This window comes from Kitasatospora sp. NPDC056181 (genome assembly GCF_042266225.1).
Classification (GTDB): domain Bacteria; phylum Actinomycetota; class Actinomycetes; order Streptomycetales; family Streptomycetaceae; genus Kitasatospora.
Map to the genome: position 1 here is coordinate 18356 of NZ_JBHJUK010000123.1, position 9470 is coordinate 27825.

General features: G+C 72.7%; 8 protein-coding genes. 4 read left to right on the plus strand and 4 right to left on the minus strand.

The features are described 5' to 3' along the window. Window positions 1-55: 55 nt before the first annotated feature. Both ACFC1F_RS33330 and ACFC1F_RS33335 read right to left on the minus strand, forming a co-directional pair. Window positions 56-2422: an ArnT family glycosyltransferase gene (locus tag ACFC1F_RS33330; RefSeq protein ID WP_376163979.1), complete on the minus strand. Its 2367-nt coding sequence runs from the start codon at window positions 2420-2422 to the stop codon at window positions 56-58. Window positions 2423-2755: 333 nt separating this feature from the next. Then, on the minus strand, window positions 2756-3874 hold the full coding sequence (locus ACFC1F_RS33335) for an alpha/beta hydrolase (protein WP_376163981.1): 1119 nt from the start codon (window positions 3872-3874) through the stop codon (window positions 2756-2758). Window positions 3875-4115: 241 nt separating this feature from the next. Between ACFC1F_RS33335 and ACFC1F_RS33340 the strand changes: the two genes are divergently transcribed. The 3 genes from ACFC1F_RS33340 to ACFC1F_RS33350 all read left to right on the plus strand — a co-directional run bounded on the left by ACFC1F_RS33340 (window position 4116) and on the right by ACFC1F_RS33350 (window position 6289). Next, window positions 4116-5081: a hypothetical protein gene (locus ACFC1F_RS33340; RefSeq protein ID WP_376163983.1), complete on the plus strand. Its 966-nt coding sequence runs from the start codon at window positions 4116-4118 to the stop codon at window positions 5079-5081. A 309-nt stretch (window positions 5082-5390) separates the two neighbouring features. Further along, entirely contained in the window at window positions 5391-5840 is a 450-nt protein-coding gene (locus ACFC1F_RS33345) for a MarR family winged helix-turn-helix transcriptional regulator (RefSeq protein WP_376163985.1), read from the plus strand. Next, complete coding sequence (locus tag ACFC1F_RS33350; RefSeq protein ID WP_376163987.1) at window positions 5837-6289, plus strand: hypothetical protein; 453 nt, start codon at window positions 5837-5839, stop codon at window positions 6287-6289. The genes ACFC1F_RS33345 and ACFC1F_RS33350 overlap by 4 nt, the downstream gene beginning before the upstream one ends. A 92-nt stretch (window positions 6290-6381) precedes the next feature. On the opposite strand, the gene ACFC1F_RS33355 is transcribed toward ACFC1F_RS33350, so the two are convergent. Both ACFC1F_RS33355 and ACFC1F_RS33360 read right to left on the minus strand, forming a co-directional pair. After that, window positions 6382-7170: an isoprenyl transferase gene (locus ACFC1F_RS33355; protein WP_148645674.1), complete on the minus strand. Its 789-nt coding sequence runs from the start codon at window positions 7168-7170 to the stop codon at window positions 6382-6384. A gap of 143 nt (window positions 7171-7313) precedes the next feature. Next, window positions 7314-8048 (minus strand): dienelactone hydrolase family protein, encoded by a 735-nt coding sequence (locus tag ACFC1F_RS33360; RefSeq protein ID WP_376163989.1) that lies wholly within the window; start codon window positions 8046-8048, stop codon window positions 7314-7316. Between the two features lie 230 nt (window positions 8049-8278). Between ACFC1F_RS33360 and ACFC1F_RS33365 the strand changes: the two genes are divergently transcribed. Then, on the plus strand, window positions 8279-9470 hold a 1192-nt coding region (locus ACFC1F_RS33365), incomplete at its 3' end, for a putative Ig domain-containing protein (RefSeq protein ID WP_376163991.1).

Here is a 9470-nt window from a genome sequence, read left to right on the forward strand (position 1 = left end):
AGGGTCCGCCGGCGTGCTCGGGAGCTTCGCCGTCGCTCAGAGGCTTCGCCGTGGCTCAGGAGCCGGGCGCCTGCGTCAGGTCGTAGAACGTCGCGCCGCCCACCGTCTTCGCCGTGAAGTGGCTCGTCACCCAGTTCTCGATCTGTGCGGTCTGCGACTCCTGCGCCTCGCCGCCGGCGTTGGCGCCCACCGCGCGCCGGGAGCCGCCGCCGATGAACCAGTGCACCTTGCCCTCCTGCACGTACTGCTGGAAGGCGCTCAGGCTGAGCGACGGGTCGGTGCTGTTGAAGCCGCCGAGGGCCATCACGGGGACGCCGGAGGCGAGTTGGTAGCTGGCGGCGTTCTGCGAGCCGCTGGTCGCGGCGGCCCAGGTGTAGCGGTCGGCGTCCTGCCTGAGCGCGGCGGCGGCCTCGTCGCTCACCCGGGCGCCGTTCAGCAGTCCGCCCATGCCGCCGGGGGCCCCGCCCGTCTGGCCGCCGAACCCTCCGGCCCCGCCGCGGCCGCCGCGGCCGTCCGTGCCGGTGCCGTTGCCGTTGCCGTTGCCGTTGCCGGGCAGGCCACCGCCGTTCGCGCCGCCCTGGCCACCCGGAGCACCGCCCGGAGCACCGCCCGGCGCACCCCCGGGTACGCCGCCCGGCACGCCGCCCTGACCGGGGGTCATCTGCCGGCCGTTGAAGAAGAACTCGCCGTTGCCGCCGGGCGGAAGGCCGCGCATCCCGCCCGGGCCCATGCCCCGGCCGCCCGCGACCGCCGGGCCGGCCGTCACGATCGACCCGGTGTGCGGCGTGTTCACGGTGTCCACCGCGTACGCGGCCGGACCGCCGAGCGCCGCCGCCAGGCCCACCAGCCCGACGACCGTCGCGAGCCGTGCCGCCAGCCGCCCGGCCAGCAGCAGCGTCGCCGCCGCCGCGAGCCCGCCCACCAGCACCGCCCAGCGGAGCCACGGCAGGAACTGCGCGCTGCGCCCGAGCAGCACGTACGCCCAGACCGCCGTCACCGCCAGGGTGACCGCCAGCACCGCCGCGTACGGCAGCCGGTGCCGGGCCCGCCAGAGCCCGTCCACGCCCATGCCGACCAGCGCCGCGACCGCCGGGGCCAGTGCCACCGTGTAGTACTGGTGGAAGATGCCGGACATGAAGCTGAAGGTCAGCGCGGTGCAGAGCAGCCAGCCGCCCCAGACCAGGAACGCCGCGCGGGCGGTGTCCGTCCGGGCGAGGCGGCGGGTGGCCCACAGGGCGGTCAGCAGCAGGAGCAGCGCGGCCGGGATCAGCCAGGCGATCTGGCCGCCGATGTCCCCGTCGAACATCCGGGTGATGCCGGTCTCGCCCCAGCCGCCCATCGCCCTGCCGCCACCGGGCGGCGCCTCCATGCCGGCCGGGAGCCTGCCGCCGCCCACGCTGCCGGTCTCGTTGCCGTTGAGACGGCCGAGGCCGTTGTAGCCGAAGGTGAGCGAGAGGAAGCTGTTGTCCTGCGAGCCGCCGACGTAGGGCCGCGACGACGCCGGCACCAGCTCGACGACCGCGACCCACCAGCCGCCGGAGACCACCATGGCCAGCCCGGCCGCCAGCAGCTGGCGCACCCGGCGCCAGAGCCCGGTCGGCGCGGCCACCAGGTAGACCAGAGCGAAGGCCGGGAGGACGAGGAAGGCCTGGAGCGTCTTGGTGAGGAAGGCCAGCCCGAACATCACCCCGGTGAACACCAGCCACCGGGTGCCGGCCGCCTCGATCGCGCGGACCAGCCCGTACGCGGCCAGCGTCAGCAGCAGTACCAGCAGTGCGTCCGGGTTGTTGAAGCGGAACATCAGCGCCGCCACCGGGGTCAGCGCCAGGGTGGCGCCCGCCAGCAGGCCGCCGAGCGGGGAGAAGCGGCGGCGCACCGTCGCGTACAGGGTGGCCACGGTGGCGACCGCCATCAGCGCCTGCGGGGCCAGCACCGACCAGGAGGAGAGGCCGAAGACCCGGGCGGCCAGCGCCATCGGCCAGAGCGAGAGCGGCGGCTTGTCGACGGTGATGAAGTTCCCGGCGTCGGAGGAGCCGTAGAAGAAGGCCTTCCAGCTCTGACTGCCGGCCTGGGCGGCCGCCGAGTAGAACGAGTTGGCCCAGCCGGAGGCGCTCAGGCCCCAGAGGTAGAGGACGGCGGTCGCGGCCAGCAGGGCCAGCAGCGCGGGCCGTACCCACCGCGGGTCGTCCGCGCGGCCGCGCCAGGCGCGGGCCGGGAGCGTGCGCAGCCGGCCGGCCCAGGACGCCGGGCCCTTGGGGCCGACGGGCGGCAGCGGGAACTCGGGGAAGAGCGGTGCGGCCGGCGCCGCCGCGTCCGCGTCCGCGGGTGCGTCAGGGGCCGGCTGCGGTACCTCCGGCGGCGGGTAGTTCGCGGCCTCGGGCCACGGTTCGCCGGCCGGCGGGGAGAAGCTGGTCGTGGTCATGGACGATACGCTCGGCCGCGTCGCTGAGAGGACCGTGAGACCCGGCTGTGAGGGGCCTGTGATCCCTGCCGGAACCACCCGGACGGGTCAGCGGGACGGTCGGCGGACGGGCCGGCGGAGGGGCCGGCGGAGGGGCCGGCGGACGGGCCGGCGGAGGGGCCGGCGGAGGGTTCTGCGGAGGGTTCTGCGGACGGGTCGACGGACGGCAGGGTTCCGGCGGACGGCCCTGCGGTCGGGTCGACGGACGGCGCTGCGGACGGCTCGACGGAATGGCCGCCCGACGCGCGGCGGGCGGGCGGCCCGGGTGGTGGTCCTTCCGGGAGAGCCGGGGGCTCAGGCCGGCTGGGGCATCGTCAGGTGCTTGCCCAGCCACTCCAGCGCCGGGGGGATCTCCCGGGTCCAGGTGTGGAAGTTGTGCCCGCCGGTGTCCAGGGTGATGGTGGAGAGCTTGGTCGGCGCCTTGAACGACTTCACCATCTCCTGGGTGGCGGCGTAGTTGTTCTCGTCGTACGCGGTGCCCAGCAGCAGCGCGACGGGTGCGGCCGGCTTGTTGTGCAGCCGCCAGAGCAGGTCGTTCTCCTGCTTCAACTGCCCGTTGCCGGCGAAGAGGTCGCCGGTGGTCTCGTCGATCGGCGCGGTGTAGTAGCCGGAGAGCGAGACGGCGGCCGGGTACGAGTCCGGCTTGCGCAGCGCGAACTTGAGCGCGCAGTAGCCACCGGTCGAGTTGCCGATCACGGCCCGGTTGGACGGGTCGCTGCCGAGCCGGTAGGTGGTGGCGAGCGCCTTGGGCAGGTCACTGGTGAAGAAGGTCTCCACCTGCGGGCCGTTCGGGACGTCCACGCACTCGGTGTCCCGGTTGTTGACGAGGGTCGGGCGCAGCATCACCAGGACGGTCGGCGGAAGCTTCTTCTGGTCGATCGCCTCCAGGGTGGAGGCGGGGTACTGCATCAGCGAGATCAGCTTCTCCGGCGTCCCGGGGTACCCGGCCAGGACCAGGGCCATGGGGAACTTCCGCTGCGCGTACTCGGGCTGGAAGTACTGCGGGGGCAGATAGACGAAGCCGTCGGTGCTCAGACCGCTGGCGGCTCCTTTGACGGCGACCTTGTGGATCAGGCCGACGCGCTCCGGGTTCGAGCCCTGCTCCGCGTAGAACTTCTGCTCGCCGGTGATGGCGACGGCGGCGTTCGGCTGGTGGTCGACGACCGTGCCGGGACCGCCGTTGGTGCCGAGCAGGTCGGTCCAGGAGCTGTAGAACCCGAAGTAGCCGTTGGCGATCAGGCCCATCGCGACCAGGACCGAGACCTGGGTGGCGAGGAAGGCGCCGATCCGCCCGAGCCAGGCCTTCCAGCCGCGGCCGCCGAATCTCGGCCAGAGCCACATCGTGGCGGCGAACGCGCAGATCGCGACGATGGAGGCGATGATCTGGAGGGGGAGTCCCGTAAGCCTGAGCACGTGCCTGATCGTAGTTGACCGTGCCATCTGCTCTGCGCGCCCCCGTGTACGCCCCTTCCGCGCTTCCGTACGCCCCTTGTGCGCCCTGTTGACCGCGTCCCCCAGGGTCGGGATCATGTCCGCGGGGAGTGCACGGAGCGTGCACGAGAGATCACCGTGGATCAGTGGCCACGTCGCGATCGCGGCGATCGCGACGTGCACGGGATCACAGGGATCACAGGGATCACACCGGGGGAGCGGCATGAAGTCCTTCACCAAGTCCGGCCTGGCGGTCGGCGCCACGCTGTTGCTGGCAGCGTGCTCCGGCGGGGGGTCGGGGGACACGGACGGGTTCGGCCTGAAGCCGGGGAAGACCGACGCGGCCTCCACGACCGCGAGTCCGACCCCCACGCCGACCCCGACCCCGACCCCGACGCCGACCCGGCCGCCGTACGGTCCGGTGCTGGCGGGCTACATCGACCCGGTCAACACCGCGCTCGGCAAACTCAACGCGTCCGCGAGCCTCGACGCCTTCTCCACCGCCCTCCAGGAGGCGGCCACCGCCGCCACCAAGGCGGGCAGCGGGCTCGGCTACGCGGACGAGCCGGCCACCGTCACCACCGCCCGGCGCCAGCTGGTGGTGGCCCTCGGCCAGCTCTCCACCGACCTGACCAAGGTGCGCAACGACATCAAGAAGAAGAACGTCTGCGCCACCACCTCCGCCTTCGCCGAGGTCGGCCAGTCCGAGGGCCTGAAGGCGGTGCCCGCCGCCCTCGCCCAGATGAACGCCGCCGGCTACCCCGTCACCTTCAACGTCCCGCAGACCCCGCAGCTCCAGACCCGCAGCCAGGAGAACGGCACCCTGGTCCGCGAGGGCCGGCTGAACGGCTCGGGCGTCCTCAACGTGGACAACGGCGGCAGCTCGGACGCGGTGGTCTCGCTCGCGCAGAACGGCAAGTCGATCCACTCGGTGTACATCGGCAAGGGCAAGAAGGCGTCCATCGAGGGCGTCGAGGACGGCACCTACGACGTCTACTTCGCCGGTGGCGTCGACTGGGACCCGTCGCTCAAGGCCTTCACCCAGAGCTGCGACTTCAGCAAGTTCGACGACACCATGGCCTTCGAGACGGGCCGCACCTACACCTCGTGGTCGATCACGCTCCAGCCGACGGTCGGCGGCAACGCCAAGACCAGCGACGTCGACGAGGACAAGTTCCCGGAGCCGTAGGCCGGGCCGTGACGCAGTGACGCAGTGACGTGGTGCCGTCGTGGTGGCGTGACGTGGTGGGGTCGTGTCGTGGTGGTGGCGCCGTGGGCCGGGATCGGCCGGCGGCGCCGCCACTGTTTTCGTGGCGGCTCTCGCCACTCCCACCCCGGCGATCCGGACCTCCGCGCCCGCTGGCCCGCTTGCCCGCTCGCCCGCCGGCTCGCCTGCCGGTGCCGGTTGCCGGGATGTCGGTGCGGAGGCTGCCAGTGCGCGGCTTCCGGGAGGATCGCGTTTGGCGGCAGGTAGTACGAAATCGTATAGTTCGGAATCGTGAAGTCCGATTCCGGTTCGTCCGATTCCGTGCCGTCCGAGTGGTCGGCCCTGCTCGCGCTCCAGCGGGCCACCCATGCCACGCTCCAGGTGCTCGCCGCCGAGCTGGTCGACCTGGACCTGAACCCCTCCGAGATCAACGCGCTGGCCAACCTGGCAGACGGCCGTGGCCGTACCGTGTCCGAGCTCGGCGCGGCCGTGGGTACCCGCCCGACCACGCTGACCAGCATCCTCGACCGGCTGGAGCGGCGCGGCCACATCACCCGCGGCACCCGCCCGGGGGACCGTCGCGCGGTGCTCATCGAACTCACCCCCTCCGGCCGGGTGGCCGCCGACACGATCCGGCAGGCCATCAGCGGCCTGGAGCGCCGCGCGCTGGCCGGACTGCCGGCCGACGCCATCACCGGCCTTCGTGCCGCCCTGCAAGCTCTGACCGAGGTGCCCTCATGACCGCCCAGCCCCTGCACGACTCCAGCACGACCGAGACGCCCGCGCCCGAATTCGGGGCGCTGCTGGCCGAGGTGACCGCGGCCGCCGGGCGGTTCGGCCACCGTGAGCACGTCCACCTGACCTGGCTGGCCGTGCGGGCGGTCGGCGTCCCCGCGGCGGTCTCCCTGGTCGGCGACGGCATCCTGCGCACCGCCACCAAGGCGGGGGCGCCGCAGAAGTACCACGTGACCCTCACCCGGGCCTGGGTGGAGCTGGTCGGCCACCACGCGGCGGAACACGGCGGGGACGACTTCGCGGACTTCGCCGACCGTCACCCCGACCTGCTCGACAAGGACCTTCCGGCCCGCTACTACCGTGCGGCCACCCTGGACTCCCCGGAGGCGAAGGCCGGCTGGGTCGAGCCCGACCTCGCCCCCTTCCCCTGGCGACGGGACGCCGCTTCCGCCTAGCCCGGCTGTCCGTCGGCTGTCCCCCTGTCCGGCCGTCCGGCCGCCTTACGTCCGTCCGCCCGGCCGCCTTACGTCCGGCCGCGGCCTCCTGCCTACTTGCCGAAGCGGCGCTCCCGGCCCGCGTAGGAGCGCAGGGCGCGGAGGAAGTCGACGCGGCGGAAGGCGGGCCAGTAGCAGTCCACCCAGTGCATCTCGGCGTAGGCGGACTGCCAGAGCAGGAAGCCCGAGAGCCGCTGCTCGCCGGAGGTGCGGATGATGAAGTCGGTGCGGTCGGCCGTCGGCGAGTGCGAGTAGAGGTGCCGGGAGATGTCCTCGACGTCGAACCGCTCGACCAGCTCGACCGGGTCGCCACCGGCCGCGATGTGCTCCCCGAAGGCGCTCTTCACCGCGTCGACGATCTCCCGGCGGCCGCCGTAGCCCACGGCCACGTCGACCTTCAGTCCGCCGCGCCCGGCCGTCGCCGCGGCGGCCTCCTTCAGCGTCCGGGCGCTGTCGCCGGGCAGCAGGTCCAGCGAGCCGATGACCTGGACCTCCCAGGGGCGGCCGGGCGCGGAGATGGCCCGGACGGTCTCCTCGATGACCGAGATGAGCGGCCCGAGCTCGTCCGCCGGGCGGCCGAGGTTGTCGTCGGACAGCATGAACAGCGTCACGTGCCCGATGCCCGCCGCCGTGCACCAGCCCAGGAACTCGCCGGCCTTCGCCCCGCCCGCCCGGTAGCCCTCCCGGACGTCCTCGTGCCCGGCCTGCCGGGCCCACCGGCGGTTCCCGTCCAGCATGATCCCGACGTGCTGAGGGCGCGGGAGCCCCACCAGCGTGGCGGCCAGGCGGCGCTCGTACACCGCCTCCATCGGCCGGCGGAGCACCAGCGGCAGCAGCCTCATGAACCGTCTCCATCCTCGTGCGACATCCGGTCGACGGTACCAGCGCTCCGCCCGATCCCCTTGCCACGACGGGTAGATGATGATCACGGTGGTGCGCGGGGGCGTCGGCCCGCCCCCGCGCGCCGGCGTCGTGACCGTTGCGCCTACAGGTACGTCTGCAGCGCCGCGTACACCCGCCGCCAGGCGTCCGCACCGGCCTCGGGGTCGTAGTCGGCGGGGCGGTCGGAGCACGCGAAGCCGTGGTTGGCGGCGGGGTAGGTGACGAGGTCGTGCGCGACCTTGGCCTCGGTCAGGCGCTGCCCGGCCTGCTCCCACTCCTCGGCGGGGATGATGTGGTCCAGCTCGCCGCGGAAGCCGAGCAGGAACACGCCGTTGGCGGCGATCCGGTCACTCGTCTCCAACGGCGGGACCGGGCCGACCAGCGGGAAGCCGCTGTTGAGGAGCCAACCCGGGTAGAAGACGGCGGCGAGTTCGAAGCGGAGCTCGGTGGCCGCGCGCACCGCGATGTGCCCGCCCATGCTGAGCCCGATGAAGGCGACGCCGCGGCCGCCGGCCTCGACCCGGGCGACCGCGAGCGCGGCGGCCGCGTCCGCGACCAGCTCGTCGCGGTCGAGCGCGCGCATCAGCACCAGGCCGGACTCGCGTTCCTCCGCCGTGTAGCCGAGTTCGGTGCGCCGGGCGTTGCGCCAGTAGTAGTCGGGTGCGATGGCGACGTACCCGGCCGCCGCCAGTTCGGCGCAGGTGTCGCGGACGTAGGTGTTCACGCCGTAGAGCTCGGAGCAGACGACGACCGCGCCGCGGACCTCGCCGTCCTCAGGGCGGTGGACGTAGGCCTCGACGCCGCCCGGTTCGCCGAGCGTCTTCCACTGACCAGGCATCAATTCCCCCGTGTGGCTTGCGGAAATGTTCCGCCCGCATCCTAGACGCCTCCACGGGCGGGTGAGGGATGACGGGGGCCGTCCGGGTGGCCGGCGGGGGCCGGGCGAGCGGAATCCGGTCGGACGAGTTCTGCCGGCATGGTTGACGCATTGAGGTGGTCATGGCACTTTCGTGCGGCGCGGGCGTCCGCAACCGGTCGTACGCCCCGCAATCCCCCACAAGGAGAGCCATGTTGAAGAGACTTGCCGCCGTCGTCGGCGCGAGTGCAGTCGTCGCAGGTGGGCTCACCCTGGCCGCCACCCCCGCGCAGGCGGTCCAGGCCGGTGACCTCACGTCCACCATTGCACTGAGCAACTGTTCGGCCTCGCTGGTCCGTTACCCCTCCTCGGTCGACACCGACCGGGCCATGATGCTCACCAACGGCCACTGCCTGCCGACGATGCCGGCCGCCGGCGTGGTCATCCAGAACCAGAGCGCCAGCCGCAGCGGCACCCTGCTCAGCTCGTCCGGCTCCTCGCTCGGCACCGTCCAGGCGGACAAGGTGCTGTACGCGACGATGACCGGCACCGACGTCGCCCTGTACCAACTGACCGACACCTTCGGGTCGGTGACCAGCAAGTACGGCGCCACCGCCCTCACCATCAGCGACACCCACCCGGCCGACGGCTCGGCGATGTACATACCCTCGTCGTACTGGAAGCAGGTGTGGGACTGCTCGATCAACGGCTTCGTCCCCACCCTGCGCGAGGACGCGTGGACCTGGCACGACTCGATCCGCTACAGCTCCGGCTGCAACACCACGCACGGCACGTCCGGTTCGCCGATCGTCGACGCCGCGACCAAGAAGATCGTCGGCATCAACAACACCGGCAACGACGACGGCGCGATGTGCACCCTCAACAACCCGTGCGAGGTGGCGGCCGACGGCACCACCACCGTCACCAAGGGCCAGAGCTACGGTGAGCAGACCTACTGGTTCACCACCTGCCTCGGCAACGGCCGCGTCATCGACCTCAACGTCAGCGGCTGCCTGCTCACCAAGCCGGCCGGCAGCGGCGCCGTCTCGGTCACCAACCCGGGCCCCCAGTCCACCGGCCTGAACGCCCCGGTCAACCTCCAGATCTCGGCGAGCGGCGGGACCGCACCGCTCACCTACTCGGCCGCCGGGCTGCCGGCCGGGCTCTCGATCAACGCGTCCACCGGCCTGATCACCGGCACGGCGACGACGGCGGGCACGTCCACCGTGACGGTCACGGTCAAGGACTCGGCCGGCAAGACCGCCACGACGAGCTTCAGTTGGACGATCAGCCGGGGCGACGGCTGCATCCCGGCGCAGCTGCTCGGCAACGCGGGCTTCGAGACCGGCTCCGCCGCCCCGTGGACCGCCTCCAGCGGCGTGGTCGACAACAGCGCCTCGCAGG

Excerpts from the sequence above, each read along its gene's own strand:
- ACFC1F_RS33330 (WP_376163979.1), bottom strand. The coding sequence starts at position 2,422 with ATGACCACGACCAGCTTCTCCCCGCCGGCCGGCGAACCGTGGCCCGAG.
- ACFC1F_RS33340 (WP_376163983.1), top strand. The coding sequence starts at position 4,116 with ATGAAGTCCTTCACCAAGTCCGGCCTGGCGGTCGGCGCCACGCTGTTG.
- ACFC1F_RS33350 (WP_376163987.1), top strand. The coding sequence starts at position 5,837 with ATGACCGCCCAGCCCCTGCACGACTCCAGCACGACCGAGACGCCCGCG.
- ACFC1F_RS33355 (WP_148645674.1), bottom strand. The coding sequence starts at position 7,170 with ATGAGGCTGCTGCCGCTGGTGCTCCGCCGGCCGATGGAGGCGGTGTAC.
- ACFC1F_RS33360 (WP_376163989.1), bottom strand. The coding sequence starts at position 8,048 with ATGCCTGGTCAGTGGAAGACGCTCGGCGAACCGGGCGGCGTCGAGGCC.